Consider the following 24789-nt stretch of genomic DNA (forward strand, 5'->3'; position numbering starts at 1 on the left):
CCTCCTATTCCTCCGGCCATTCCGGCTTGCGCTTTCCGATGAAGGCGCCAATGCCCTCTTCCCCATCGCGCGCCAGCATGTTCTCGACCATGACGCGCCCGGTGTAATCATAGGCCTCGGCCAGCCCCATTTCTGCCTGTTCGTAGAAGGCTTCCTTGCCGATCTTGACGACCAGGGAGGATTTGGACGCGATGGTTTGCGCGTATTTGGTGACAATCTGATTCAGATATTCGCGCGGCACGACGCGGTTGACCAAGCCGAATTCCTTGGCGGTTGCCGCATCGATCGTCTCGCCGGTCAAAAGCATCTCCATGGCGTGCTTGCGCGAGACGTTGCGCGACAGCGCCACCATCGGCGTCGAGCAGAACAGTCCGATATTGACGCCAGGCGTGCAGAAGGTCGCCTCGTGCGAGGCGATGGCGAGATCGCAGCTGGCAACCAGCTGCAATCCGGCCGCCGTCGCCAGACCGTCGACTACGGCGATCACCGGCTTAGGATGGCGAACGATCGCCTGCATCAGTGAAGCGCAGGCGGAAAAGGTCTTTTCGAAGAAGCCCCTGCCGCGATCGGCATCGGCGCGGTGCGCGCTCAACTCCTTGAGGTCGTGTCCGGCGCAGAACACTTTGCCGGCCGCCCCAAGGACGATGACGCGGACGGATTTGTCGGCCTTGGCGCGGTCGAGTTCCGTCATCAGCGCCGCCATCACTGCAAGCGAAAGAGCGTTGGCCGGCGGATTGGCCAGCGTCAGACGGAGCACGCCCTTGTCCAGCCTGGAGACGACGGGCCCTTCGGCAACGGCAGGTTTGATGGCAACGATTTCGGCCATGGGGTCCTTCCTCCGCGATTCCGGATCGGTGATCGACTAATCTAGTATGGCGTCTCGCTTCGTCCAACTCCCTCGTCCGCTTCTGCCATAATGAATGGGCTGTTGCCAGAAACGCCACGTCGCGTTCATACATGCAGGGCGCAAACCGGGAGACTGAAATGCCCGCCCACAGCAATCTCAAGCCGGTGCTGACGGCTGCTGAAATCAACGCGCTGATGGCGACCATTTTCCCGCAGCTCAACGACCAGTTCACCTTCTACGAGGCGTTGGAGGTGTTTCCAGGCGGCTGTGTCGTGCGGCTCAACGCCGACGAGCGCCATTTGCGTCCCGGCGGCACCGTGTCGGGTTCAGCGCTGTTCACGCTGGCCGACATAGGCGGTTATGTCTGCGTGCTCTCGCATGCCGGACCGGATGCGCTTTCGGTCACCACCAGTCTCAACATCAATTTTGTCCGCAAGGCCGAGGCCGGGCCGATCGACGGCCATTGCCGCGTCCTCAAGCTCGGTAAGAGCCTGATGGTGTTCGATATCGACATCGTCGCCGGCCCGGAGGGACACACGGTAGCGCACGCAACGGGCACCTATTCGATCCCGCCAAAGCGAGCGCCGGCCTGATGCTTTCGATTGAATTTTTCCTTGATGTGTATATATGTGCGCATGGGTGATCTTTGCTGGAGCGTGACAGCCGCAAAATCGTGAAGCGTCTCAAGGACGACGGTTTCGAGCTGGTTTCCATACGCGGCTCACATCACAAGTTCCGAAAGGGCGAGATCGTGTTGATCGTTCCGCATCCGGAGAAGGATCTACCAACCGGTACAGCTCGCGCCATCGCCAAGCAAGCGGGCTGGATATAGGCGACCTGAAGCGGCTTGGAGGCTGAGATGAAGAACTATTTCGCGTTGGTCGATAAAGATCCCGACAGCGCGTTCGGCATTCGCTTTCCCGACATTCCCGGCTGCTTTTCAGCCGCGGACGAGGCGGAAGACATCGTACCGAATGCAGTCGAAGCATTGCAACTGTGGGCGGAGGATATGCCTGTTCCCGAACCGTCCAGCCACGAGGCGATCATCGCGCTTGCGGATATACGCAAAGCACTTGCTGAAGGAGGCTATCTGGTCTCGGTACCACTCATCGACAATGACAGCGCCGTCGTGAGGGCGAATGTGACTTTCGAGCGTGGCGTTTTGCGGGCGATCGACGCCGCAGCGCGCGACCGAGGCATAACGCGATCGGCATTCCTCTCCAGCGCAGCTCGCAAGGAAATCGAGGCAAAGCACTGAGACTTGCCCGACACAGAGCCAAAATCGCGATGCGGTAAAATCATACCTTTAACACAAAACCTTGTTTTCATTTGGCTTTATCTTCTGGCAAGTGTTTCATGCGCCTTGACGCGATCGAACCCCTCCCCTATAAGCCGTGACGAAGCAGCGGCCCGCAAAGGCCGCCGTTTTGTTATTGGCGGCGGGCAAGCGCCTTTCGCCAATCCAAGCAACAAGAAACGCCTTCTTTTGAAGGTCCGAACCGAAAGCAACAATCCATGGCAACCTTTTCGCAGAAGCCTGCGGATGTGGTGAAGAAGTGGGTGCTGATCGACGCCGAGGGTCTCGTCGTCGGCCGTCTCGCCACTGTCATCGCCAATCATCTTCGCGGCAAACACAAGCCCACCTTCACCCCGCATGTCGACGACGGCGACAACGTCATCGTCATCAATGCCGACAAGGTGGTGTTCACCGGCAAGAAGTTCACCGACAAGGTCTATTATTGGCACACTGGCCACCCCGGCGGCGTCAAGGAGCGCACCGCGCGCCAGCTGCTCGAGGGCCGCTTTCCCGAACGTGTCGTCGAGAAGGCCGTCGAACGCATGATCCCGCGTGGCCCACTCGGCCGTCGCCAGATGAAGAACCTCCGCGTCTACGCAGGCACGGACCATCCGCATGTCGCCCAGCAGCCCGTCGTCCTCGACGTGGCCAAGCTGAACGCCAAGAACAAGAAGGTTTCGTAAGATGGCTGAGCTTTCCTCGCTCGCAGAACTCGGAGCTGCCACCGGCAATACCAACACCCAGCCGGCCGCACCCGTCCACGTCCAGAAACTCGATAAGTCGGGCCGCGCCTACGCCACCGGCAAGCGCAAGAATGCCATCGCGCGTGTCTGGGTGAAGCCCGGCTCCGGCAAGATCGTCGTCAACGACAAGGTGTTCGCCGAATATTTCGCGCGCCCGGTGCTGCAGATGATCCTCAACCAGCCGATCATCGCCGCCAACCGCGCCGGCCAGTACGACATCGTCGCCACCGTCATCGGCGGCGGTCTGTCCGGCCAGGCGGGTGCCGTGCGCCACGGCATCTCGAAAGCGCTGACCTACTACGAGCCGGCGCTGCGCGCCGTGCTCAAGAAGGGCGGCTTCCTGACCCGCGACAGCCGCGTCGTCGAGCGCAAGAAGTACGGCAAGGCAAAGGCCCGCCGCAGCTTCCAGTTCTCCAAGCGCTAAGCACTGCGCAATTACACGCTATCGAAAGGCCGCCTCCGGGCGGCCTTTTCCACAAAAAGGGGCACCAATCACCCCATCGGGCGCGGCTCGCACGCATGGTGGCAGACTTCAGGCCTTGATGAAGTCAATGAACGCCCGCAACGGTGCCGGCACGAGGCGCCGGCCGGGATAGTAAAGGAACGGCCCGGAGAAGCTCTGCCACCAGGGTTCAAGCAGCGGTTCGAGCGCCCCGCTCTCGAAGTGAGGGCGTAGCCAATCCTCGAACAGGCTGATGATGCCGGTGCCGGCGATGGCTGCATCGACTTTGAGGTCAGTCGCCCCGCCCAGGGTCACGAGAAGCGGCCCCGTCGGGTCGACCCGCACCACCTCGCCGTCGCGCTCGAATTCCCACGGCGGCATCGCACGACTGGCAAAGCGGCCGCGCAGGCAGGCGTGGCCGAGCAGGTCGCGCGGGTGTTGCGGCCGGCCATGACGATCCAGGTAGGCCGGGCTGGCGGCGGTGGCGAAGCGCTGCACGCGCGGTCCGATCGGCACAGCGATCATGTCCTGCTCCAGCCGCTCCTCATAGCGAATGCCGGCGTCGCACCCAGCCGCCAGCACATCGACGAAGCTCTCCTCCGAGATCACCTCCAACCGGATGCCCGGATAGGCGGCGAGAAAAGGCGGAACGATGCTGGGCAGTACCAGCCGCGCCGCGCTGACCGGCACATTGAGGCGCAACGTACCTGCCGGCCTGTCGCGAAAGCCGTTCACTACGTCGAGGGCCGACTCCACCTCGGTCAAGGCAGGACCGAGCCGCGCCAGCAGGCCTTCGCCGGCTTCCGTCAGGACAACGCTGCGGGTCGTCCGGTTGAGCAGCCTGACACCGAGCTGCGTCTCCAGGCGCCGCACCGCCTCGCTCAAGCCGGACGCACTGCCGCCGCTGGCGCGTGCCGCATCCCGAAAACCTCTGGCGCGCGCTACGGCCACGAAGGCGTTCAGGTCCCCGAGATCAATCTGCATTGTTCGTCATTCCGCACAGCCCGTGCGAATTGTACCCAATTATCATGAGATCGGACAACGTCTATCTGTGCACCGTTCCTGAAGGAGAAAGACCATGTCCAGCGTCGACCAGTCCGGCACATTCATCCTCGGCGACCGCAAGGTGAGACGGCTCGGCTACGGCGCCATGCAGCTCGCAGGGCCAGGCGTCTTCGGCCCACTAAAGGACCACGACGCGGCATTGGCCGTACTGCGCGAAGCCGTTGCACAAGGCGTCAACCACATCGACACCAGCGACTTCTATGGCCCGCACGTGACCAACCTGTTGATTCGCGAAGCGCTCGCACCCTATCCCGACGACCTCGTTATTGTCACCAAGATCGGTGCCCGACGCGGCACGGATGGCTCATGGCTGCCGGCCTTCTCGGCAGAAGAGCTGACACAGGCGGTGCACGACAATCTGCACAATCTCGGACTCGACGTGCTGGAGGTGGTCAACCTTCGGGTCATGTTCGACGCGCATGGCCCTGCCGAAGGGTCGATCGAGGCGCCGCTTGCGACGCTTGCCGAGCTCCAGCGACGGGGCCTCGTGCGCCACATCGGGCTGAGCAACGTCACCGCTGCACAGATCGCCGAAGGCCGCAGGATGTGCAGGATCGTCTGCGTGCAGAACCAGTACAATCTGGCGCATCGGGGCGACGATGCCTCGATCGACGATCTGGCCCGCGACGGCACCGCCTATGTGCCGTTCTTCCCACTTGGCGGCTTCAACCCGTTGCAGTCGTCGACCTTGTCCAAGGTCGCCGCACGCCTCGGCGCCACGCCCATGCAGGTCGCGCTCACTTGGCTGCTTCGCCGCGGACCCAACATTCTTCTGATCCCCGGCACGTCTTCCGTCGCGCATCTGCGGGAGAACCTCGCCGCTGCCGACCTCGAATTGTCGGACGATGTCATCAAGGAGCTGGATGGTGTGGCAATGGCGGCCTGCGGGTAGATTACCGAAGGCAGTGATGAGCCAATCTCCCCCAAGTGGGTTCCCTTGCGGGGGAGATTGCCGGCAGGACAGCGAAGGCGCGCGACCTCACAGGCGGGACAACCGAGACGCTGAAGGATCGTCGCATTTTTCTGCCACTACGCCACATTTTGTTCTTGCTTTGTGCCGGCAGCTATGCTACTAATCTGCGTATGGTGCTAATTGGCTCCAACGACCCGCCCACAGAGGCGGGTTTTCTGTTTCTGGGTTCCTTCGAAAGTTTGGCGCTGCCGGCCTGGGGTCGGCGGGACCTTCTGCCCTGCCGGGCATCGTCCCCACAAGAGGGAGATCCAGTTCTCGCCGCGCCGGTCTAGTTGATGCTGGCCGTGTTGGCCGGCTCGGCCGGGCGCTTCTCACCGGCATAGGGCACGCGAAAACCGTTCGCCGCCAGCCAACTGATGGCGGCCTTCGGTTCGTCGGTCTGGATGATGGTGGCGCCGCGCTCGACCCAGAAGCCGTAGGTCTCGCGCGGCAGGCTGGCCGCAACCGCCAACTCGTCGCCGCGACCGCCAGCGAGGAAGCCGCCCGGCTTGTTGACGATGGCATAGGTGTCGGCCCAGATGTGCCAGTCGCCCCTCACCGCCAGCGCGCGCATGCGCGGGCTGAACAGCGGGCCGCCGGTCTCGGTCAGTGTCTCTGATCCCATGCGCCAGTTGATCATCTCGACCGCGCGCATCGGGAAGGCTCGGCTCACTTTCTCGGCAAACATGGCGTCGCGAACCGCGTCATCGGCGATAATCGGCATGAACTGGAAGCCGCTGCCGATCGCGTCCATGGCGGCCTTGACACTGGCAATCCGCTCCGCATTCCACAGGTTCTCCTTGACGATCACCTGTTCGGCCATGCCGAGGTCGCGCGCAACCGCGACCATGCCGACGAGGCTTTCGGTATCGAGCTTGTTGTCGAGATTGATCAGGATCCTGTCCCTGGTCGTCATCAACATCTCGCGCAACGTCGAGACCGTCTCGCCCGTAACGGCGCCGGTGCCTTCGATCACCAACCGGCAAGTCTTGAGTTCGGCCATCGTGCGGTTGACCACCTCACCCTTGCAATTCGTCGTGCGGTCGAGCCAACTGTCATGCATGACGACGAATTGTCCGTCCTTCGAGCGCCTGATATCGACCTCGACGATTTCGGCGCCCATTGCGATCGACGCCTCGACGGCGGCGATCGAATTTTCGGGATAGAGCGTCTTGCCGGATTGCATGCCGCCGGCGCGGTGCGCGGCCACTATCACATGGTCGCGCCATTGGTTGGCGTGCTCGAAGCGGTCGAGAATCTGCCTGGCGCGCGTTTCGCCTGCCGATGCCTGGCCAAGGGAGAGCGCCAGCGCCGCGGAAAGCAGAAGGCTCAGCCAAATCGTTCGCATGAGACAAGTCGTTCGCACGAGAATCGCTCCGTACCGGGATCGCACCCCGGTTAAGCGATGCCCGTGACAGGCAGGTGAACGAAGCCGGCTTGCTAAATGCTGGAAAATTCAGGTCAGCGCCGGCCGAAGCAGCCGTTGGCGGCTACTTTCGGTTGCTTGCCAGGCAATCTCCTGGCGAGCCATGCCGGGTTCGCCTGGCGAGCAAGGATTTGTGACCGATTCGAATGGCCATGATCCTCCGCAGGGGTCGCAATTCTGAGAATTATGTCCAATAAGGTTGCGCGTCGACGCACAGGAGATCGCTTCATGCCGCCAAGGACCATCGATCACGCCTTCACCACCCGCTCCAGGACGGGTGCGTCGTTCGAGCCGACCTATGCCGGCGCCCTGTCGTTCATGCGGCGCAAATATTCGAAGGACGTGAAGGACGCCGATGCGGTGGTGTGGGGCATTCCCTTTGACGCTGCGGTCACCAATCGGCCGGGCGCCCGTTTCGGACCGCAGGCAATCCGCCGCGCCTCGGCCATCCTCGACAACGATCCGCAATATCCGTTTTCGCGCGACCTGTTCGAACAGCTTGCCGTGGTCGATTATGGCGACTGCCTGCTCGACAGCGGCAATCACCAGAAGACGCCTGCCACGATCGAACGCGAAGCGGCGAAGATCCTGAAATCCGGCGCCTTCCTGCTGTCGCTCGGCGGCGATCACTTCGTCACCTGGCCGCTGCTCAAGGCGCATGCCGCCATCCATGGCCCGCTGGCTCTGGTGCAGTTCGACGCACACCAGGACACCTGGCCCGACGACGGCAAGCGCATCGATCACGGCTCCTTCGTCGGCCGTGCAGTCAAGGAGGGCATCATCGACCCCGACCGGTCGATCCAGATCGGCATCCGCACCCATGCGCCCGACACGTTCGGCATCAAGATCCTGTATGGCCATGAAGTGGAGGAAATGCGTGCGTCGGACATCGCCTATGCCATCGTCGACCGTACGGGCGGCAAGAAGACCTACGTCACTTTCGACATCGATTGCCTGGACCCGGCTTTTGCGCCCGGCACCGGAACGCCGGTCGCGGGAGGCCCGTCTTCGGCAAAGATCCTGTCGGTGCTGCGCCAGATCAACCAGCTCGATATCGTCGGCGCCGACGTCGTCGAGGTTGCGCCAGCCTATGATCACGCCGATATAACGGCAATTGCCGGGTCGATGGTGGCCATGCACTATCTCGGGCTGTTGGCGGAACGAAAGGCCCGGCTCGAGGAAATGACCCAGGGCAATCACGGCGTTGCCGGATTGAATCAGGCGAGCGGCATATAGCTTTGAGAAAACAGGAATTTTGGCAGGCAATGAAACCGAAAATCTTCATCGACGGCGAGCACGGCACCACCGGTCTGCAAATCAGGGCGCTGCTTGCCGAGCGCGGCGACCTGGAAATCATCTCCATCCCGACCGAGCGCCGCAAAGAAACGGCAGCGCGTGCCGAGTTCCTCAATGCCGCCGATGTCGCGATCCTCTGCCTACCGGACGCTGCCGCCAAGGAAAGCGTTTCGCTGATCGCCAATGACACCACCAAGGTGATCGACGCCTCGACGGCACATCGCGTCGCCGATGGGTGGGAATATGGTTTCGCCGAAATGGACAAGGACCAGGCGAAGAAGATCGCTTCGGCGAAGCGCGTCGCCAATCCGGGCTGCTGGCCGCAAGGACCAATCGCGACGCTGCGGCCGCTGGTTGCGGCGGGGCTGCTGCCGGCCGATTTTCCGGTCACCGTCAACGGCATTTCCGGCTATTCCGGCGGCGGCCGGCCAATGATCGAGGATTATGTCGCCAAAGGCGAGGATGCGCCGGAATTCCTGCCCTACGGACTGACGCTGCAGCACAAGCACGTGCCGGAGCTCAGGACCTATGCCAGGCTTTCGCACGATCCGATCATGCAGCCGGCAGTCGGCAATTTCGCGCAAGGCATGATCACGGTGGTGCCGCTGCAACTCGGCGGCCTCGACCATGTGCCGACCGGCGCCGAGCTTCACGCTGCGATCGCCGATCATTTCGCTTCCATCGATGGCGGCGTGGTCGAGGTGGCGCCGTATCTGCATCAGGAACGCATGCCCGACATCGATCCGGAGATCTACAACGGCACCAACCGGATGAAGCTCTATGTCTTTGCCAATGATAACAGGGCGCAGGCGCTGCTGCTTGCCGTCTACGACAATCTCGGCAAGGGCGCCTCGGGCGCCGCCGTGCAGAACATGGATCTGATGCTCGGCCTCTGAATGGATGTGCCGGCATTTCCAAAGCGCTGGAAGGTCGGCGCGCCCGAACTCACCGTCGAAACGTTCAGCAGCCGCATCTGGAAGGTCGCGCGCGAGGACGGCTCGCCGGCAATCGTCAAGGATCTAAAGCCTTTCGACGATGTCGAGGACGAGTTGCGTGGCGAGCATTTCCTCGCCTGGCGACGCGGCGAAGGCGCGGTGCGGCTGCTGGCCCGCGATGGCCACCGGATGCTGCTCGAGTATGCCGGCGAAACCTCGCTGTCACAGATGATTGCGGATCAGGGCACAATGCCGCCACCGCGATCGCGGCGGAGGTAATGGCCAAGCTGTTCTCGCCGTCGAAGCACCCCGCCCCGCCGGACCTTCAGCCGTTGCGGACCCGGTTTTCCAGCCTGTTCAAAAAGGCGAAGGCCGATCGCGCCGCCGGCGAAGAGAGCCTGTATGTCGAAGCTGCCGAAATCGCGGAACGGCTGTTGTCCAATCCGCACGACGTACGGCCGCTGCATGGCGACCTGCATCACGACAACATCATGCACGGTCCGCGCGGCTGGCTGGCGATCGATCCGAAGGGCGTTCTCGGCGACCCCGGCTTCGATGCCGCCAATGTGTTCTACAACCCACTCGACCGAGACGATCTTTGCCTCGATCCGCGGCGGATCGCGCATATGGCGCATGTCTTTGCCGCAACGCTCGGCCAGTCGCCGCCCGCGATACTGGACCACGCCATCGCCTATGGCTGCCTGTCGGCTGCATGGCACCATGAAGATCGCAATGCGGTCGACGAAAACCGCGAACTGGCGATTGCCGCGGCAATCCGGCGGGTGCGGCTCAGCCTCTGAGAGCGATCTCGTGGGGCAGCGGGTAAGCGCCCTTGGTACCGCGCCAATGCGCGGCGGCGAAGCCCAGCAGGAACAGCGCGAATGCCTGATGCGTCAGGGCCATGTGCAGCGGCACATGCATCAATAGCGTGCCGATGCCGATCGATGCCTGCACCACGACAATCAGGAACAGAAGCGTCGCGCGTCGGGCATGCGTCGTGCCCGGCAGGCGCCGGCGTGTCGAGATCATGTGCCAGAGCGCGACCGCGAAGATCGTGTAGGCGCCGACCCGGTGGACGAATTGCACCGTCTTCGGATTTTCGAAGAAATTGCGCCATGCCGGCTCGAGCAGCAGCAGGTCGCCGGGGACCAGCTTGCCGTCCATCAGCGGCCAGGTGTTGTAGCTCAAGCCGGCGTCTAGCCCTGCGACCAGCCCGCCGAGATAGATCTGGACCAGCGCCAGCAGCACCAGCAAGCCGGCCAGACGTTGCGTCGAGCGGTCGGCGGCAGGTTCCGAGTGCGGCGCCAGCCCACGCGCGACCACCATGGTCGCCGTGAAGATCAGCGCCGCCAGCGTCAGATGCGTCGCCAGCCGATATTGGCTGACCGAAACCCGGTCGACCAACCCGGACGCCACCATCCACCAGCCTATCGCGCCCTGCAGGGCGCCGAGAAGGAGGATGCCCGACAATTTCGTGCCGAGGCCCCGCTCGATGCGGCGCGTCGCCCAGAAGAACAGCAGCGGCAGGGCGAAGACCACGCCGACACTACGCGCCAGGATGCGGTGCACCCATTCCCACCAGAAGATCGATTTGAACGCCTCGATGCTCATGCCGTTGTTGAGTTCGGCATATTGCGGGATCTGCTGGTAGCGCAGGAACTCCTCCTGCCACTCGGCATCATTGAGCGGCGGGATGACGCCGTGTATCGGCTGCCATTCGGTGATCGACAGGCCGGAATTGGTGAGCCTTGTAGCGCCGCCGACCAGTACCAGCGCAAACAGCACCAGGAGCACGGCATAGAGCCAACCGCGTACCAGCGCGCGGTTGCGAAGGTCGCGATCGCGGGCGGCGAAAGGCGCGGCATCGGATATGGCAGCAGCCATGGATTTGTCCCGGCAGTTGAAGTCGCGGATTGGTGAACCATCGCAACCCGGCTTGCAAGACCGGACAGCGCGGCACGCCGTCGCGCCGTTTCTGGCGGGTTGCGCGTATTGGCTGTTCGGCCTAAGCGATAGCGATCAACGAGATCGCGCCATGCCCATTCGCCTGAAAAAGCTGATCGGAAGCTTCCTGCTGGTAGTGCTGGTCATAGTCTATGCGCTGGTCGCCTCGATCGTGGCGGTCGCCCAATTGTCGCAGTCCGGGCCGCTGGCGCACTTCATCTTCTTCCTGCTCAGCGGGCTTTTGTGGGTGCTGCCGGCGATGGGCATCATCAAATGGCTGATCCTGGAGCCGCGGCCGAAGGGCCGAGGCAACAGTTAGATCGTCACCACCGTCTTGCCGGCATTGGCCAGCGGCGTCGTCACCCCCGACAACATTGTTCGGATGTGGGCGACGCTCTGATAGCGGCCATTGACCGAAATGCGCGGCAGGGCGTGCAGGAAGCCGGCATGCTCGGCGCGGAGTATGCCGTGGCGGGTCGTCACCGCCGAGGCATAGCCGGCATCGCGGACTAGGCCTACTTCGCGGCGGCCGACGGCACTGGCATAACCGTAGGGATAGGCGAAATGGCGCGGCTCCTCGCCGAGTTTGACCTGCAATATGCGCTTGACGTCGCCGATCTCATGTCGCGCATCGCTCTCGGAAAGCCGCTTCAGATTGCAGTGATTGACGCTATGTGCGCCGATCGTCACCAGCGGGTGCTCGGCCATGGTGCGGATCTCGTCCCAGTTCATCAGCGTGCTCGGGCGCGGACCACCCAATTCGATGCCGTTCGAGCGCGCCAGATCCCGCAACACCGCACGCTGGTCCTGCTCGCGCACCTTCAGCGTCAGATGAGCGTGCAGGCGCGCATTGGCCTGGACCTTTTTTCCCAGACTCGAGCAGTCGATTGTCACCGGGCCATCCGGCGTCGTCAGCGTCAGGCGATCGCGCGCATTGACGATGTCCTCGACCACGTCCCACCACAAATCGGCAGCGCCGTCGATCAGCCCCGGCGCGACGTAGATGGTGATCGGCGCGCCGTGTTTCTCCAGCACCGGCAGCGCCTCGGTCATGTTGTCTCGATAGGCGTCGTCGGCGGTGATCGTCGCAAATTGGCCGTCCTTGTCGCCAGCCTTGATGCGCTCGATCGCCTCGTCAAGCGTGACGAAACTGTAGCCGTTCGCCTTCATGTCGGCGATCACGGTGTCGAGGAACCCGGGCGCGATGTTCAAGTGGCGGTTGACGCCGTTCGGCTTTTCCGGCGTCGCGGTAACCCGATGCAACATCAGGATGGCGCCAAGGCCGCCGATAAACGGCTTGGCCAGCGGCGCGAGACCGGAATAGCGGGCGAGATTGAGCGCCAGTTTGCGGATTGCCTCGCCCCCGTCGATCATTCATTCACCTTTTGCGCCTAAGCTCATCAAGCATGGAATGCGCCTGCGCGGGACCCCCAATCGCGACGAATACGCCCTAAGGATTGAGGTATGGTTGACGCCACCGCGTCATTTGACGGCAATCGGCTGGCAAGCAGCGAGGCGTCGCCGTGTGCCTTGCCGGCCGGCAAAGCCGGCCTGTCAACCTCGGTCGCCGATAGTGCGGCGTTGGCGGCGTACGCAGAATTCTGCCATTCGGCGCTTTTTGCCCCTGCGCAAAGCGCAGGCTGGATCCTGAACTGGGCGGCACATACCGGCGCCGACGTTGTTGTTGCGACGCTGCGCGCCGGGGACAGGCCGGTTTTCTCACTGGCGCTGGAGGTCACTCGCAGTGGAGCGTTCCGCGTCGCCCGGTTCATGGGCGGCCGCCATGCAAACGGCAATTTTGCCGCCGCCGACCCGCAATGGCTGGCGAATGCCGATAGCGCGGCGATCCGCTCGATGCTGGCTGCGATTGCCAAGGCGCGGCGCGACATCGATCTTGTTGCGCTGGAGCGGTTGCTGCCCGATCTCGACGGCGTTGCCAACCCGCTCTCCGCCTTGCCGCATTTTTCAAGCCCCAATCTGTCGCTGGCCGCCGGTCTTGTGGGAGGATTTGACGCACTGCTCACCCGCGTGAGCGGCAAGCGCAGGCGCAAGAAGCATCGCTCGCAGGCGCGCAAGTTCGAGGCCGTTGGCAGCTATCGTCGCATCGAGGCGAGGACTGCGGACGAGGTGCACATGCTGCTCGATGCCTTTTTCGAGATGAAGGAATTCCGCTTCCGCAAGATGGGCATCGCCAATGTTTTCGGTGAGGCGGAGGTGCGCGCTTTTTTCCGCTCGCTGTTTGCCGACGCGCTTCAAGAGGAATATCCGTCCTTCGTCCTGCATGGGCTGGAAGTCGCCGGCAAACTTCGTGCAGTCACCGGATCGAGCCGCTCGGGCAAGCGGCTGATCTGCGAGTTCGGGGCGATTGCCGAGGACGACCTCGCACACACCAGCCCGGGCGACTTCCTGTTCTTCGAGAACATCCAGGAAGCCTGCGAGGCGGGTTTCGAAATCTATGATTTCTCGGTCGGCGACGAACCCTACAAGCGATTGTGGTGCGATGTCGAAACGCAGCATTTCGAGGTGCTGGTTCCGCTGACGCCGAAAGGTCGTGCGCTGGCGCTTGCGCTCAGGCACGGCGCAAGCCTGAAGGCATTCATCAAGCACAGCCCAATGGTCTGGAAGCTGACCAAGCTGCTGCGCCGTAAAGCCGTGGGGCGGACGGCACCGGCCGCAGGCGAAGACGACAGCTGATTTCGATTTGAGAGAAAACTGCCTCAGGCGGCCGAGCGCCGTCCCGGCATTGGGCCCGGCGCCACATGGCCGATGGGCGTGACCAGCGTCAGGTCGGGATAGCCACTCTCGATGAGCGCGACCGCGGCCTGCGTCACCTCGTCGTCCGGCTCAAGCATGGAGAGCAAGACCTCGGTCCCCTCGCCCACCAGGCGGCTGATGCCTTGCGCGTCGGCCGGTCCGCATTCGACCACGACCAAATCATAGGCGGTGGTTAGCGACTGCATGATGATCGGCAGCCGGTCGGCGGCGCGCATGGCGCGGACCGGATCGGCTGTGCCGACGGGAATCACGTGGCAGTCCGAATAGAGATCGGGGTGGATCACATCGCTGAACTGCGCTTGTGAGGCGAGCAGATCGGTGATGCCCGGAAACAGCCCGCTGTCCAGCATCGGCCGCGAGGCAGCACCCGAAGCGGTGAGATCAAGCAGCAGCACGCGTAGCCCGGCGTCGGAGACTGCGCGCGCCACCAGCACTGCCGAGGCGGCCGCCTCGTCGCCTTCCGGTGACACGAATATGGCGCGGGCGGCACCGGTGGCGATCAGTTTTTCCGCGGCCTTGTCGATGTCGACCTCGCCGAGGATAGAACGTGCCGGTTCAATGTCTCCAGCGGCCATTTCAGCGTACTCCGGTTCGATTTTCTCGGCAGCCGCTTCCGCCACCGCGACGGGTTCCGGCTCCACTTTGCTTTCAATGATATTGTCGTCGTCGGCCTCATCGATCTCAACGACTGCCGGTTCGGACCGGCCAACCGACGGGTCGGGCTCGGCCATCACGCGTTCGGCCTGGACAGCCGGCATCGCAACCTGCTCGATGCGCTCGAAATGGGCACCGGCGGCCGGACGCATGGCGCGGCCGGAAAACAGTTCCTGCAGCAGCGTGACGATCGCCATGATGAGCAACGAGCCGACAAAGGCCGCACTGACAATCGGACCAATCTTGGGGAAATAAGGTTCGGCCGGCACCTGGGCCTCCGAAAATACGCGAGCGTCGACGGGCAGATAGTTGCGATCCTTGCGTGCGGCCGCCTGGAGATAGCTGGATGAATAGAGATCGAGCTGCTGACGCTTGGTCGCGGCATCACGCTGCAGCGCATCGAGTTCCACCTGCTCTTCGCCGGCGCGGGCGGACGCCGCCTTCAGCGTGTTGACGTCTGCCACGAGTTGAGCCTCTCGCGCCTTCGCCGTCTCGGCCTGCGCCATCAGACCTTTCATGATCTTTTCCGCTTCGTTGCGGATCTGGCGGTCGAGATCCGCGAGCTGCGACTTCAGCGCGCGGATGCGCGGATGGTTGTCGAGCAAGGTGGTGGAAAGGTCGGCGATATTGTTCTTGAGTTCGACTTGCCGCTCGCGCAGGCGCTGGATCAGTTCGGAAGACAACACCTCCGGAACGGCATCCAGCGAGCCGCCATTGCGCAACGCCCTGCGCACGCTGTCGGCGGTCGCTTCCGCCGAAGCGCGATTGGCGCGCACGCGTGACAGTTCACTCGACAATTCGGACAGCTGCTGGGTGGCAAGCACCGAATTGTTGCCGCCCATCAAAAGATCGGACTGCGCACGGAATGCGGCAACCTTGGCTTCCGCCTCCTTCACCCGGTTCTGCAGATCCGCGATTTCCGGCGCCAGAAAGTCGGTGGCGGCGGAATTCGATTCGAGCTTGGCATTGCCCTTGGAGGCGATATAGGCGTTTGCAATGGCGTTCGGGATCGCGGCGGCAAGCTTTGGATCCTCTGACGAGAACTCGATTGCGATCGCGCGGGTTTTTTCAACGCCATAGACGTTAAGCTTCTCATGCATTGCGTCCAGCACGCGCTCTTCCAGCGGAATCTCGAACGGATCGCTTTTCAAGCCAACAAGGACAAGGGCGCGGCTCAGCGCCGACATCTTCAGCGCCTCGTCGAATTCGGGCAATTTCGCCAGGTTGAGCTTCGCCGCCACCTGCTTGAGGATGTCGGGGGACGAGATGATCTGGACCTCGGTGGCCACAGCCTCTTCGTCGGGAATCGACCGCTCGTTGCCGTTGGCCCCGGCTGGCCGCGTGAACTCCGATTCTCGAGGCCCGATCTCCAGCTTGGCTGCCGCCTTGTATTCGGGCGTTGCAAGCCAGGCGAGCGCAAAGGCCAGGCCGGTTACAACCAGTGCGACGACAAGGATGCGCAACCAGTTTCGCGCCAGGCTGGCGAAAAGCTGCCTGAGATCGACGTCGACATCTGCGGCCGCGGATTGAACGGACATGCATCCCTGCTCCGGTACTGAGTCAGCATGCACCGTAAACAACTATGGTAACTCAGCCGTTAATATCGCGGTAAGAACCTGTCAGGCTCTATTAACAAGCCGCAAACAAGAGGCTGAAAACCATCTGCATTTGTCGATCCGGCCCGCATCGGCCGCGCGCCTTTACCGGCCATTAACCCTAACAGGATGATAACCGAGCTCGATCGTTAAGGTTTGCCGCAGAGTCGCCGGCTATTCAAAGGTACGTGTCCGCTCATGAAAAGCACTGCTCCCCTTTTCCGCGCGCTGCTTGCCGTATCGATGCTTTCGGGCTGCTCCAGCTACCGGCCGACGCCGGCCGCATTCCATGAAGTTCTCGACCAGCCCTATCGCCTCGGCGCCGGCGACCGCGTCCGCGTAACCGTGTTCGAGCAGGAAGGACTGACCAATACCTACAGCGTCGACCAGTCCGGCTATCTCTCGCTGCCGCTCGTCGGCAACGTGCCGGCGCGCGGCCACACCGCCCAACAGCTTGAAAGCGAGATCGCCGAGAAACTGCGCCAGGGTTATTTGCGGGATCCCGATGTTTCGGTCGAAATCGATCGCTACCGGCCGATCTTCGTCATGGGTGAAGTGAGCGCGGCGGGCCAGTATTCCTACGTCCCGGGCCTGACCGTGCAGAAGGCCGTCGCCATCGCCGGCGGGTTCACGCCACGCGCCAACCAGGAAAGCGTCGACATTACCCGCGACATCAACGGCAAGGTGATAACCGGACGCGTGGTGACCTCCGACCCGCTACTGCCCGGCGATACAGTCTATGTTCGCGAACGCCTGTTTTGATGTGCTGACAAAGTGGCGGACACACTCAGGATCGTCCACTGCTTTCGCTCACCGGTCGGAGGCATCTTCCGGCATGTGCGCGACCTGACCGAGGCTCAGGTCGCCGCCGGCCATGCCGTCGGCATCGTCTGCGATTCGACGACGGGCGGCGATTTCGAGGAACGGCTGTTCGAACAGATGAAAGGCAGCCTGGCGCTCGGCATTCACCGCACCCCGATGCAGCGGCATGTCGGGCCAGGCGATCTCGCCTCGGCCCGGCGCACCTATAGGATCATAAAAGAATTGCGGCCGGACGTGCTGCACGGGCATGGCGCCAAAGGTGGCGCCTATGCCCGTCTGTTCGGCTCATTGTTGCGGGTATCCAGGTCTCGCGTAGCCCGCCTTTATTCGCCGCATGGTGGCTCGCTTCACTATGACGAGACCACCGCCACGGGGAAGCTGTTCTTCGCGCTCGAGCGCTTCATGGCTCGCTTCACCGATTGCCTGCTGTTTGTTTCCGATTATGAGCGGCGGACTTATCGCAGGAAGGTCGGCGAGCCGCCCATTCCGAACGCTCTCGTCCACAACGGCCTGCGCGCCGCCGAGTTCGAGCCGGTGCGGACCGAGCACAATGCGGTTGACCTCCTCTATATCGGCATGATGCGCGACCTCAAGGGCCCGGACATTTTCATTGACGCGCTGGGGCGAGTCGCGACACGGCTCGGCCGCCCATTGAAAGCGCTGATGGTCGGCGACGGCGACGACTTGCCGCGCTATCGCGCCCAGGTGAAGCAGCTCGGCCTCGAGGTCAGCTTCCTGGCGCCGATGCCGGCCAGGCTCGCCTTCACGCTGGCCGAACTGGTCGTCGTTCCCTCGCGCGCGGAAGCCATGCCCTATATAGTTCTGGAAGCGCTCGCCGCCGGCAAGCCGATCATCGCGACGGCGGTCGGCGGCATACCGGAAATCTTCGACACCGGCTCGCCTGCCCTGATCCGGCCCGACCCGCGCGAACTTGGCGACAAGATAAGCGCCGCATTGGCCGATCTCGACACCTACAAAGGCCTGATGCCCGGCCTCGCCGACCTCAAGGCACGCTTCGGCGCCGATGTAATGGCCGCCGAAATCGAAAAGGCTTATTTCGCCGCGCTCAAAAAATAGAGCAACGGGTTTCCACCGGGCTGCTCCTGGTGAAAAGCGTCTCCAAAGCCATCTGTTGTTTCAAGGGTTTCTTAGCTCTCTTTTGCTATTCACCTGAGGGAAACCTGCGGACGCCCAATGAACGAAATCGACCCAGCGCGCCGTTTTTCGCTAGACGCGGTGCGCAAATTCGACGCCCCTGCCGAGAACAATACGGCCGGCGGCATGAACGATGTTGCCCGCCAGGTCGCCTCGCAATACCGGCGCGATACGATGTCGCCGATCATGGTGAGCGGCGTCCTGCGCATGGTGGAATTCGCGCTGCTGTTGGTGTCAGGTCTTGCCGTCTATTTCTATTATGTCGGCTTTTTCAACTATCTTGCCTGGCAATACTCACTGACGATCGCCGCCACTTCGTTCCTCGCGGTCGTTCTGTTCGACGTCACCGACCGCTACCAGATCGTCGCGCTGATGCGGCCGATCGCCAATTTCGGCCGTCTCCTGCTGGTCTGGGCCGGAACATTCGCCTTGATGGCGCTCACCGCCTTCACCATGAAAATGTCGGAAGACTATTCGCGCCTGCTCTTCGGCACGTGGTTCGTCGTCGGTTTCGTGTTGATCCTGGGTCTCCGCCTGGTGATCTCGAAGCTGATCCGGCGCTGGGCGCGCGACGGGCGGATGGAGCGCCGCGCCGTCATCGTGGGCGGCGGCAAGGCCGCGGAGGTATTGATCCGCTCGGTCGAAAGGCAGCCCTACAACGACATCCGCATCTGCGGCATCTTCGACGACCGTGGTGACAAGCGTTCACCGCCGGTTGTCGCCGGCTATCCCAAGCTCGGCACGATTTCCGAGCTCATCGAATTTGCCCGCATCGCGCGCATCGACATGCTGATCGTTTCGCTGCCGCTGACCGCCGAATCGCGCGTGCTGCAATTATTGAAGAAGCTGTGGGTGCTGCCGGTCGACATCCGGCTGTCGGCGCATTCGAATGCGCTGCAGTTCAGGCCGCGCGCCTATTCCTACATCGGCTCGGTGCCGATGCTCGATATCTTCGACAAGCCTATCAACGATTGGGATTCGGTCGCGAAACGCGCCTTCGACATCGTCTTTTCGATCATCGGCATCATCGTGTTCTCGCCGGTGATGCTGGCGACCGCAATCGCGATCAAACTCGACAGCAAGGGGCCGGTGCTGTTCCATCAGAAGCGGCACGGCTTCAACAACGAGATCATCGACGTCTACAAGTTCCGTTCGATGTATACCGACAAGGCGGACCCGACGGCCAAACAGACCGTGACCAAGAACGATCCGCGCGTCACCCGCGTCGGCCGCTTCATCCGCAAGACCTCGGTCGACGAACTGCCGCAGTTCTTCAATTCGCTGTTCGGTTCGCTGTCGCTGGTCGGGCCGCGCCCGCACGCCATTGCCGCGCAGTCGCACAACCTCCTCTACAATGAAGTGGTCGACGGCTATTTCGCTCGCCACAAGGTCAAACCCGGTGTGACCGGCTGGGCGCAGATCAATGGCTGGCGCGGCGAGATGGACACCAACGAGAAGATTCGCATGCGGACGGAATACGACCTCTATTACATCGAGAACTGGTCGCTCCTGTTCGACCTCAAAATCCTGTTCCTGACGCCGATCCGCCTGCTCAACACGGAAAACGCATATTGAGCGCGACGGCCTATGAATTGCCGGCGGCGGCGGTCAACGCCAAGCTGATCGCACTGATTGCGTCGGGGGCGGTTTTCCTCGGCGTCTTCCTGTCCGGTTTCGTCATTGCCGAGCCCGCGCCGTACGACGTCTATATGATCGGGCTGATCGTGGTGTGGCCCTTGTTCGGCATGCGTATACAGCGCGCGGCGGTGCCGCTTCTGGTGCTGCTGGTTATCATGAACATCGGCGGCATGATCTCGATGACGCAGATGTCGGACCTCGCCGGCACGCCGCTCTATCTCGCCGTCTCGCTGTTCCTGGCCTTAACCGCGGTTTTCTTCGCTTCGGTAACGGCCGTCCGGCCCAGTCTCTACCGGGTGATCTTCGTCGCCTATGTGGTGTCGGCAGTGCTGACTTCGCTGGTCGGCATAGCCGGCTATTTCCATGCCTTTCCAGGAGCGGAGATCTTCACCAAATACGACCGTGCCGCCGGCGCCTTCCAGGACCCGAACGTGTTCGGTCCGTTCCTGGTGCTGCCCGGCATCTACCTGCTCTACCTGCTGCTTACCGGCTCGGTCGCACGCATGCCGCTATTGGCGGTGCCGTTGCTGATAATCACCGCCGGCATCTTCTTTTCCTTTTCGCGCGGCGCCTGGGGCATGTTCGCCGTTTCGGCGATCCTGCTGACCGGTGCCTTGTTCCTGCAGAGCGCCAGCGGCAAGTTCAAGCTGCGCGTCGTCGTCATGACCATCGCCGCCGTCGGACTGCTGGTCATCGCAATGATCGTCATCCTGCAACTGCCAGGCGTCGCCGAGATGTTCTCGAACCGCGCACAGCTCGAACAAAGCTACGACACCGCCCGGCTCGGCCGCTTCGCCCGCTATACGATCGGCTTTCAGATGGCACTGGAGCATCCGTTAGGCATCGGCCCGCTCGTCTTCGGCAAGATGTTCGGCGAGGACACGCACGACATCTTGCTGAAGATGCTGATGGATTACGGCTGGCTCGGCTTCGTGTCATTCCTGACGCTGACGTGCTGGACGATCGCCGCCGGCTTCCGCATTCTGCTGCGCGATCGGCCGTGGCAGCCTTATCTTCTATGCGCCTACGTCGCCTTCATCGGCAATATCGGGCTCGGCACCTTCATCGACATCGACCACTGGCGCCATGTCTACCTGCTGCTTGGCTTGATCTGGGGTGCCATCGCGCTCGAATACCGCCACCAGTGGCAGCTGCGGGCGGCGCAGCGACCGGCAATCCCCGTCGCGGTTGCTTCAGGCAGGACAGCAACCGAATTCGGTTGACCGGACCCGGTCTATCACGATACATCGCGACCGGTCCGGAGTGTAGCGCAGCCCGGTAGCGCACTTGACTGGGGGTCAAGGGGTCGTCGGTTCGAATCCGGCCACTCCGACCATTAAAATCCAAAGGCTTAGCCAGTTTTCCCCCAAAACTGGCTGTACAGACAATAGCCGCACTGCAGCCAGCGCAACATACGCAAGCGTGATCTCATCGAGGGAACCGATCACGCATCACTCGTGCGCGAGGCACGGAGGCTGGCGTCTAGCCAGAAGCCCACCGAGAAACCGCGCGGTAACGGCTAGGTAAGCTTTGCTGCGTACGCCAACCTTTATCGTGAGCCCGTATTCCAGCTTCCACAAGAAAAGGTCCCGCCGCACATGCCAGAACGGCGGGACTCGATCAGGCGCCTTGCATCAGGCAGGGGTGACTCGGGGGTTGGGCATGCCCGGTGCGCGCGGATCGTAGTGAACCCTAGGCGCATCAGCTGCAATGCGTCCACCAACCGTCGGTTGGAAAGAACTAATTCAATCCCGACGGCTGGCCTGGCCTGAACAGGCGCGCGCTCAAGGCTCGGTTTCTTCCCGGGGAGGAGCTTTTTGGTCAGGACAATCAGGATAGGGCAATTCTTCACACGGAGAGGGCCTGTCGCCAACGCTGCGATAATGTTCCGCGAGTTTTGCGAAACCGTAGGCGAAGGCGAAAAGAAGCGCGAGGACAACCGCTATTCGGACGGCCATACCGTATTGTAGCAGGATCCTCCCATTGGAGCGCGCGGCGTTTTGGTACGTTTGAATGTTGAGTTCGAAAAAGGTTGGCTCTAGTTGAATTGCCGTCGTCCGCAGTTGTAAGGGCGAGCGGACGCTTCGAAGACACCACGCGCTTTCGCCCTTTCCGGGAGAGATGCAATGTCGCTTCAAGGGGTTGCCTGTCGTGCCGATCTGACCATGTTGACCAAGGCACTTGATGCCCGATGCCGTGAACTAGGCCTCGCTGATGGAGATCCAGGCAGAGAAGTGCTCGGCCGCAGGGTGATGGATTTATTTGAAAGTGGTCAGCTCAGTGCCGAAGATTTGAGGCTGGCTCTGAGCGGCGAGATCTTTAACGCCAAAAATCCTCCGGCCGGAGCCAGTGGGCTTTGATACGGCAAGCGGCTATCCGCGCAACCATTTGAATTACTGGCCCAGCGTCGGCTTCCGTATGCGCAAGAGCGCGTGTGAACAAATGTGATTTTGCGGTCGGTGCCAGACGGGATAACTTTACCCATCGAACGAAAGAGGAGAATGATCATGAAGACATTCCTCGCAATAGCCGCGGCACTGACCATGTCCATATCAGCTGCCTCTGCGGATTGCCCCGCGCATTCCAAGGTCCAGGCATCGGTCGACACGCAGACGAAGACAGCAAGCGTCGAGAAGGCCGATATGTCGATTGTCACGGACGCTCAGACGATCAAAAAAGAAGAGCCACAGAAGACCGAGTAGCGGTAACGCTCAGCGGATCCCACGACCCGGATAAATGGCTACTGGCACACATCCACCCACTCGGCGTCGACGAGTTCGGCCAGGCGTTGCGGGCTGAGCCGTACGGCGGCATTCGTCGCGCCTGCCGCCGGGACGACCTCGTCAAAGGCGCGCAGCGAGATGTCGCAGTAGACCGGGAGCGGCGCCGGTAGGCCGAACGGGCACACCCCACCGACGGGATGATCGGTCGCGGCGAGCACCTGCTCGGCGTCCAGCATTCGCGCCTTGCCACCAAACCGATCCTTGAATTTGCGATTGTCCAGCCTGGAGATCCCGCTGGCCACGATCAGCATCGTCTGGTCGCCGGCGCGCAAGCAGATCGTCTTGGCAATCTGCGCCGGCGCTACGCCATGCGCTTCGGCGGCCAAAGGCACCGTCGCCGAGCTTGCCTCCGTGACGATGACATCAATGTCGGGCGCGTGTGCGGCGAAGAAGGCGCGAACGGATTCGAGGCTCATCTCCAGCAATTTCCGTCTGGCGTCGCCGTGACGGCCGGCAAGTCCACTACGTGGCCGAAAAAACGAAGCCCGCCAGGGCGACCCATGGCGAGCTCGTGGAATAAAAGCATGGCACGCCGCTACGACACGGATCGCCTTTTGGCAGACAACACGACTTCGTCAAACAGAGCGCTTTCCGGAAGTTGAAGCGCGGAGGCAATACGCCGACGTTTCGAGGGATCGGCATCCTTGCCGCTTTCAATGTCGGCAATCTCATAGGCTGCCAGCCCGCACGCCAGGGACAGCTCTTCGATGCTGTATCCACGGGCTTCCCGGGCGGTTCGGACGGCACTGCGTTCAGGCGTAACCGCGCTCGCCGCCAGTTCGGAGTAAGTTTCGCGTTTTGCTATTTGGGGCATTGGCAACTCCGTGGGATGAAAGAGTTAGATCAAATCATGTTGTTGCCTGAGACGATCGGGAGAATGCCCGCTCGCCGGTGATTTGCCAAGCATCAAAGATAGCGTCACGGCATCGTGAACCGACGGCGGAATGGATGGCGGATGCCGGCGAGCTGACATCTGGCCGGATCGTCAGCAGACACAGTTCGGAAACAAAATTCTACAGGCCGGAAAAACTGCCGAAAAACTCCAAGGCGATAGTCCCAACCGCAGCGCTCGAGTCACCGACCTGAATCAGTGACGCTCAAATTCCGCCTGCGCAAAAAGGAAACGATGTCATGAAGAAGCCTCTTCTCTCCGCCCTTGGACTTGCAATCGCACTTGCCCTCTCGATGCCGATCATCGGCGCAAGCAGCGCGAATGCAACGACGATGCACACCACCGTCAAGAAGCATCACCGCCATCACTACCATCACCGGGTCCACCACTACCGCCACCATCACAAGAAGGTTGTCGCGAAGAAGTACTGAAAACACCCTCGGGCGAACAACCCGCAATCAGGCGTTCTGGTGCTTGATCAAGGGCGGCGCGCTTGCCGGGCTTTCCGTGTCGGCGAAAAATGGCGGCGGTCCGCTGACCACCGCCATTTGCTTATCTCAACGTGCCGATCTTGAACGCGCTCGCGGTGCTTGTTGCTGCCGGCCGCCGAGGAACAGACTGGCGACGAGCCCGACCAGAACCAGCCCGACAGCGGCCGCCGTCGCCGGGTGATCTCGGGCGGTCTTCTCGATCGCCCGGCCTTGCCTTCTGATTGCCGGCAAGGCGTCGCCGAGGCGCTCAGTGATATCCGAATAATAATCCGACGCGGTATCGCGCCCGTCTTCGTAAAAGGCGCCGCCCCGCTTTAACACGGCTTTCTTCAAGGTGGCCAGTTCCCTGGTCAGGGCCGCGACCTGTTTGTCCAGATCGGTGTCGGAGATGCTCGAAAGCGATGCCATGACGTGCTTCCTTCATCTGTAGAAGGAAGCCTAACGCATGACCCTGAAGACCGTTCCGGTCAGCCCGGCGGGCTCTAGCGAACCTGATCGAGCAGGCGCTTGCATTCCAGGAGGTCGAACAGCGCCTCCTGCAGCAATGCGCGATTGTCACGGGAAAGTTTTGACGTGTCCGGCGGAACCGGACCTTCCTCGTCGGTCTTGCCTATACCGAAAAAACGACGGCTGGGTTTCACCCTCGGCTGGCCAACCAGCATTTCGTCGTCCGGGCCGCGCGACTGCGCCGCTTGCGTCAGCGGTACCGTGTCGGCCTGTCGGCGCTGCGAGATCGCCTCGACCGCCGCCATGTCGCCACTGCCGACGGCGATCAGAAACTGGTTGCCGTTCTCGCGCAACAGCTTCTGCACGCCCTTGATCGTATAGCCCTGGTCGTAGAGCATATGACGAATACCCTTGATCAGTTCTACGTCCTGCGGACGGTAGTAGCGGCGGCCGCCGCCGCGCTTCATCGGCTTGATCTGGTTGAAACGCGTCTCCCAGAAGCGCAGCACGTGCTGCGGCAAATCCAGATCCTCCGCGACCTCGCTGATGGTGCGGAAAGCATCAGGGCTCTTGTCCATGGGCGAATCCTC

The 24789-nt window shown here is 62.1% G+C and carries 27 protein-coding genes, 1 tRNA gene and 1 pseudogene; 19 read left to right on the forward strand and 10 right to left on the reverse strand.

The window, feature by feature from the left end:
• Positions 1 to 4: 4 nt before the first annotated feature.
• Positions 5 to 826 (reverse strand): enoyl-CoA hydratase, encoded by an 822-nt coding sequence (locus NKI59_RS04335; RefSeq protein ID WP_352702559.1) that lies wholly within the window; start codon positions 824 to 826, stop codon positions 5 to 7.
• 158 nt (positions 827 to 984) lie between these two features.
• Here NKI59_RS04335 and NKI59_RS04340 point away from each other — a divergent pair, with 158 nt between their 5' ends.
• The 5 genes from NKI59_RS04340 to rpsI all read left to right on the forward strand — a co-directional run bounded on the left by NKI59_RS04340 (position 985) and on the right by rpsI (position 3311).
• Positions 985 to 1440 (forward strand): PaaI family thioesterase, encoded by a 456-nt coding sequence (locus NKI59_RS04340; protein WP_352702560.1) that lies wholly within the window; start codon positions 985 to 987, stop codon positions 1438 to 1440.
• Positions 1441 to 1496: 56 nt separating this feature from the next.
• Positions 1497 to 1679, forward strand: coding sequence for a type II toxin-antitoxin system HicA family toxin (locus tag NKI59_RS04345; protein ID WP_352449435.1), 183 nt, complete (start codon positions 1497 to 1499; stop codon positions 1677 to 1679).
• Positions 1680 to 1706: 27 nt separating this feature from the next.
• The gene (locus NKI59_RS04350) at positions 1707 to 2105 is read left to right on the forward strand and encodes a type II toxin-antitoxin system HicB family antitoxin (RefSeq protein ID WP_352449337.1); all 399 of its coding nucleotides are present in this window, start codon (positions 1707 to 1709) and stop codon (positions 2103 to 2105) included.
• Positions 2106 to 2362: 257 nt separating this feature from the next.
• Positions 2363 to 2827, forward strand: a complete 465-nt coding sequence (gene rplM / locus NKI59_RS04355) for a 50S ribosomal protein L13 (protein ID WP_352702562.1) — start codon at positions 2363 to 2365, stop codon at positions 2825 to 2827.
• A 1-nt stretch (position 2828) separates the two neighbouring features.
• Positions 2829 to 3311 carry a 30S ribosomal protein S9 gene (rpsI, locus tag NKI59_RS04360; RefSeq protein ID WP_023674644.1) on the forward strand — a complete coding sequence of 161 codons (483 nt, stop codon included), beginning with the start codon at positions 2829 to 2831 and terminating at the stop codon, positions 3309 to 3311.
• Between the two features lie 108 nt (positions 3312 to 3419).
• Here rpsI and NKI59_RS04365 read toward each other — a convergent pair whose 3' ends face one another.
• Positions 3420 to 4313: a LysR family transcriptional regulator gene (locus NKI59_RS04365; RefSeq protein WP_352702565.1), complete on the reverse strand. Its 894-nt coding sequence runs from the start codon at positions 4311 to 4313 to the stop codon at positions 3420 to 3422.
• Positions 4314 to 4407: 94 nt separating this feature from the next.
• Between NKI59_RS04365 and NKI59_RS04370 the strand changes: the two genes are divergently transcribed.
• Positions 4408 to 5286 carry an aldo/keto reductase family oxidoreductase gene (locus NKI59_RS04370; protein ID WP_352681586.1) on the forward strand — a complete coding sequence of 293 codons (879 nt, stop codon included), beginning with the start codon at positions 4408 to 4410 and terminating at the stop codon, positions 5284 to 5286.
• 349 nt (positions 5287 to 5635) lie between these two features.
• On the opposite strand, the gene NKI59_RS04375 is transcribed toward NKI59_RS04370, so the two are convergent.
• Positions 5636 to 6694 (reverse strand): glycerophosphodiester phosphodiesterase family protein, encoded by a 1059-nt coding sequence (locus tag NKI59_RS04375; protein ID WP_352681588.1) that lies wholly within the window; start codon positions 6692 to 6694, stop codon positions 5636 to 5638.
• 306 nt (positions 6695 to 7000) lie between these two features.
• Between NKI59_RS04375 and speB the strand changes: the two genes are divergently transcribed.
• The 3 genes and pseudogenes from speB (at position 7001) to NKI59_RS04390 (ending at position 9803) form a co-directional block, all read left to right on the forward strand.
• A complete protein-coding gene (speB, locus tag NKI59_RS04380) occupies positions 7001 to 8008 on the forward strand; it encodes an agmatinase (protein ID WP_023674641.1) in 1008 nt (335 codons plus the stop codon).
• Positions 8009 to 8037: 29 nt separating this feature from the next.
• Positions 8038 to 8964, forward strand: coding sequence for an N-acetyl-gamma-glutamyl-phosphate reductase (gene argC / locus NKI59_RS04385; protein WP_352501535.1), 927 nt, complete (start codon positions 8038 to 8040; stop codon positions 8962 to 8964).
• Positions 8965 to 9803, forward strand: a pseudogene (locus NKI59_RS04390) (aminoglycoside phosphotransferase family protein).
• Here NKI59_RS04390 and NKI59_RS04395 read toward each other — a convergent pair.
• A complete protein-coding gene (locus NKI59_RS04395; protein ID WP_352702568.1) occupies positions 9793 to 10887 on the reverse strand; it encodes a COX15/CtaA family protein in 1095 nt (364 codons plus the stop codon). The pseudogene NKI59_RS04390 and the gene NKI59_RS04395 overlap by 11 nt on opposite strands.
• A 151-nt stretch (positions 10888 to 11038) precedes the next feature.
• On the opposite strand from NKI59_RS04395, the gene NKI59_RS04400 reads away from it, so the two are divergent.
• A complete protein-coding gene (locus NKI59_RS04400) occupies positions 11039 to 11266 on the forward strand; it encodes a DUF2842 domain-containing protein (protein ID WP_023674629.1) in 228 nt (75 codons plus the stop codon).
• Here the strand turns inward: NKI59_RS04400 and NKI59_RS04405 are convergent.
• On the reverse strand, positions 11263 to 12321 hold the full coding sequence (locus NKI59_RS04405; protein WP_352702570.1) for a polysaccharide deacetylase family protein: 1059 nt from the start codon (positions 12319 to 12321) through the stop codon (positions 11263 to 11265). The two genes, NKI59_RS04400 and NKI59_RS04405, sit on opposite strands and share 4 nt — an antisense overlap.
• 90 nt (positions 12322 to 12411) lie before the next feature.
• Here NKI59_RS04405 and NKI59_RS04410 point away from each other — a divergent pair, with 90 nt between their 5' ends.
• Complete coding sequence (locus tag NKI59_RS04410; RefSeq protein WP_352702572.1) at positions 12412 to 13641, forward strand: GNAT family N-acetyltransferase; 1230 nt, start codon at positions 12412 to 12414, stop codon at positions 13639 to 13641.
• A gap of 23 nt (positions 13642 to 13664) precedes the next feature.
• Here the strand turns inward: NKI59_RS04410 and NKI59_RS04415 are convergent, their stop codons facing one another.
• Positions 13665 to 15914: a GumC family protein gene (locus NKI59_RS04415; protein ID WP_352702575.1), complete on the reverse strand. Its 2250-nt coding sequence runs from the start codon at positions 15912 to 15914 to the stop codon at positions 13665 to 13667.
• 255 nt (positions 15915 to 16169) lie between these two features.
• Here NKI59_RS04415 and NKI59_RS04420 point away from each other — a divergent pair, with 255 nt between their 5' ends.
• The 7 genes from NKI59_RS04420 to NKI59_RS04450 all read left to right on the forward strand — a co-directional run bounded on the left by NKI59_RS04420 (position 16170) and on the right by NKI59_RS04450 (position 22288).
• A complete protein-coding gene (locus NKI59_RS04420; protein WP_352491882.1) occupies positions 16170 to 16733 on the forward strand; it encodes a polysaccharide biosynthesis/export family protein in 564 nt (187 codons plus the stop codon).
• A gap of 12 nt (positions 16734 to 16745) precedes the next feature.
• Complete coding sequence (locus NKI59_RS04425) at positions 16746 to 17870, forward strand: glycosyltransferase family 4 protein (RefSeq protein ID WP_352702577.1); 1125 nt, start codon at positions 16746 to 16748, stop codon at positions 17868 to 17870.
• A gap of 117 nt (positions 17871 to 17987) precedes the next feature.
• Complete coding sequence (locus NKI59_RS04430) at positions 17988 to 19523, forward strand: undecaprenyl-phosphate glucose phosphotransferase (RefSeq protein WP_352702579.1); 1536 nt, start codon at positions 17988 to 17990, stop codon at positions 19521 to 19523.
• A complete protein-coding gene (locus NKI59_RS04435; protein WP_352702582.1) occupies positions 19520 to 20809 on the forward strand; it encodes an O-antigen ligase family protein in 1290 nt (429 codons plus the stop codon). Before NKI59_RS04430 ends, NKI59_RS04435 begins: the two co-directional genes overlap by 4 nt.
• A gap of 36 nt (positions 20810 to 20845) precedes the next feature.
• Positions 20846 to 20922: transfer RNA gene (locus NKI59_RS04440), tRNA-Pro, on the forward strand.
• A gap of 790 nt (positions 20923 to 21712) precedes the next feature.
• Positions 21713 to 21946 (forward strand): hypothetical protein, encoded by a 234-nt coding sequence (locus NKI59_RS04445; RefSeq protein WP_352619219.1) that lies wholly within the window; start codon positions 21713 to 21715, stop codon positions 21944 to 21946.
• Positions 21947 to 22093: 147 nt separating this feature from the next.
• On the forward strand, positions 22094 to 22288 hold the full coding sequence (locus NKI59_RS04450) for a hypothetical protein (protein WP_352702584.1): 195 nt from the start codon (positions 22094 to 22096) through the stop codon (positions 22286 to 22288).
• A gap of 38 nt (positions 22289 to 22326) precedes the next feature.
• On the opposite strand, the gene NKI59_RS04455 is transcribed toward NKI59_RS04450, so the two are convergent.
• Together NKI59_RS04455 and NKI59_RS04460 are read right to left on the reverse strand one after the other, a co-directional pair.
• Positions 22327 to 22785, reverse strand: a complete 459-nt coding sequence (locus NKI59_RS04455) for a YbaK/EbsC family protein (RefSeq protein ID WP_352449319.1) — start codon at positions 22783 to 22785, stop codon at positions 22327 to 22329.
• A 119-nt stretch (positions 22786 to 22904) separates the two neighbouring features.
• Positions 22905 to 23183, reverse strand: a complete 279-nt coding sequence (locus tag NKI59_RS04460; protein WP_352702587.1) for a helix-turn-helix domain-containing protein — start codon at positions 23181 to 23183, stop codon at positions 22905 to 22907.
• Between the two features lie 317 nt (positions 23184 to 23500).
• Between NKI59_RS04460 and NKI59_RS04465 the strand changes: the two genes are divergently transcribed.
• Positions 23501 to 23692, forward strand: coding sequence for a hypothetical protein (locus tag NKI59_RS04465; protein ID WP_023674514.1), 192 nt, complete (start codon positions 23501 to 23503; stop codon positions 23690 to 23692).
• Between the two features lie 126 nt (positions 23693 to 23818).
• Here NKI59_RS04465 and NKI59_RS04470 read toward each other — a convergent pair whose 3' ends face one another.
• Together NKI59_RS04470 and NKI59_RS04475 are read right to left on the reverse strand one after the other, a co-directional pair.
• The gene (locus tag NKI59_RS04470) at positions 23819 to 24160 is read right to left on the reverse strand and encodes a hypothetical protein (protein ID WP_023674512.1); all 342 of its coding nucleotides are present in this window, start codon (positions 24158 to 24160) and stop codon (positions 23819 to 23821) included.
• Between the two features lie 74 nt (positions 24161 to 24234).
• Positions 24235 to 24777 (reverse strand): MerR family transcriptional regulator, encoded by a 543-nt coding sequence (locus tag NKI59_RS04475; protein ID WP_352702589.1) that lies wholly within the window; start codon positions 24775 to 24777, stop codon positions 24235 to 24237.
• Between the last annotated feature and the right edge of the window lie 12 nt (positions 24778 to 24789).

Source organism: Mesorhizobium sp. M0598 (assembly GCF_040320865.1).
Classification (GTDB): Bacteria; Pseudomonadota; Alphaproteobacteria; order Rhizobiales; family Rhizobiaceae; genus Mesorhizobium.

Excerpts from the sequence above, each read along its gene's own strand:
- NKI59_RS04335 (WP_352702559.1), bottom strand. The coding sequence starts at position 826 with ATGGCCGAAATCGTTGCCATCAAACCTGCCGTTGCCGAAGGGCCCGTC.
- NKI59_RS04340 (WP_352702560.1), top strand. The coding sequence starts at position 985 with ATGCCCGCCCACAGCAATCTCAAGCCGGTGCTGACGGCTGCTGAAATC.
- NKI59_RS04350 (WP_352449337.1), top strand. The coding sequence starts at position 1,707 with ATGAAGAACTATTTCGCGTTGGTCGATAAAGATCCCGACAGCGCGTTC.
- rplM (WP_352702562.1), top strand. The coding sequence starts at position 2,363 with ATGGCAACCTTTTCGCAGAAGCCTGCGGATGTGGTGAAGAAGTGGGTG.
- rpsI (WP_023674644.1), top strand. The coding sequence starts at position 2,829 with ATGGCTGAGCTTTCCTCGCTCGCAGAACTCGGAGCTGCCACCGGCAAT.
- NKI59_RS04365 (WP_352702565.1), bottom strand. The coding sequence starts at position 4,313 with ATGCAGATTGATCTCGGGGACCTGAACGCCTTCGTGGCCGTAGCGCGC.
- NKI59_RS04370 (WP_352681586.1), top strand. The coding sequence starts at position 4,408 with ATGTCCAGCGTCGACCAGTCCGGCACATTCATCCTCGGCGACCGCAAG.
- NKI59_RS04375 (WP_352681588.1), bottom strand. The coding sequence starts at position 6,694 with ATGCGAACGATTTGGCTGAGCCTTCTGCTTTCCGCGGCGCTGGCGCTC.
- speB (WP_023674641.1), top strand. The coding sequence starts at position 7,001 with ATGCCGCCAAGGACCATCGATCACGCCTTCACCACCCGCTCCAGGACG.
- argC (WP_352501535.1), top strand. The coding sequence starts at position 8,038 with ATGAAACCGAAAATCTTCATCGACGGCGAGCACGGCACCACCGGTCTG.
- NKI59_RS04395 (WP_352702568.1), bottom strand. The coding sequence starts at position 10,887 with ATGGCTGCTGCCATATCCGATGCCGCGCCTTTCGCCGCCCGCGATCGC.
- NKI59_RS04400 (WP_023674629.1), top strand. The coding sequence starts at position 11,039 with ATGCCCATTCGCCTGAAAAAGCTGATCGGAAGCTTCCTGCTGGTAGTG.
- NKI59_RS04405 (WP_352702570.1), bottom strand. The coding sequence starts at position 12,321 with ATGATCGACGGGGGCGAGGCAATCCGCAAACTGGCGCTCAATCTCGCC.
- NKI59_RS04410 (WP_352702572.1), top strand. The coding sequence starts at position 12,412 with ATGGTTGACGCCACCGCGTCATTTGACGGCAATCGGCTGGCAAGCAGC.
- NKI59_RS04415 (WP_352702575.1), bottom strand. The coding sequence starts at position 15,914 with ATGTCCGTTCAATCCGCGGCCGCAGATGTCGACGTCGATCTCAGGCAG.
- NKI59_RS04420 (WP_352491882.1), top strand. The coding sequence starts at position 16,170 with ATGAAAAGCACTGCTCCCCTTTTCCGCGCGCTGCTTGCCGTATCGATG.
- NKI59_RS04430 (WP_352702579.1), top strand. The coding sequence starts at position 17,988 with ATGAACGAAATCGACCCAGCGCGCCGTTTTTCGCTAGACGCGGTGCGC.
- NKI59_RS04445 (WP_352619219.1), top strand. The coding sequence starts at position 21,713 with ATGTCGCTTCAAGGGGTTGCCTGTCGTGCCGATCTGACCATGTTGACC.
- NKI59_RS04450 (WP_352702584.1), top strand. The coding sequence starts at position 22,094 with ATGAAGACATTCCTCGCAATAGCCGCGGCACTGACCATGTCCATATCA.
- NKI59_RS04455 (WP_352449319.1), bottom strand. The coding sequence starts at position 22,785 with ATGAGCCTCGAATCCGTTCGCGCCTTCTTCGCCGCACACGCGCCCGAC.
- NKI59_RS04460 (WP_352702587.1), bottom strand. The coding sequence starts at position 23,183 with ATGCCCCAAATAGCAAAACGCGAAACTTACTCCGAACTGGCGGCGAGC.
- NKI59_RS04465 (WP_023674514.1), top strand. The coding sequence starts at position 23,501 with ATGAAGAAGCCTCTTCTCTCCGCCCTTGGACTTGCAATCGCACTTGCC.
- NKI59_RS04470 (WP_023674512.1), bottom strand. The coding sequence starts at position 24,160 with ATGGCATCGCTTTCGAGCATCTCCGACACCGATCTGGACAAACAGGTC.
- NKI59_RS04475 (WP_352702589.1), bottom strand. The coding sequence starts at position 24,777 with ATGGACAAGAGCCCTGATGCTTTCCGCACCATCAGCGAGGTCGCGGAG.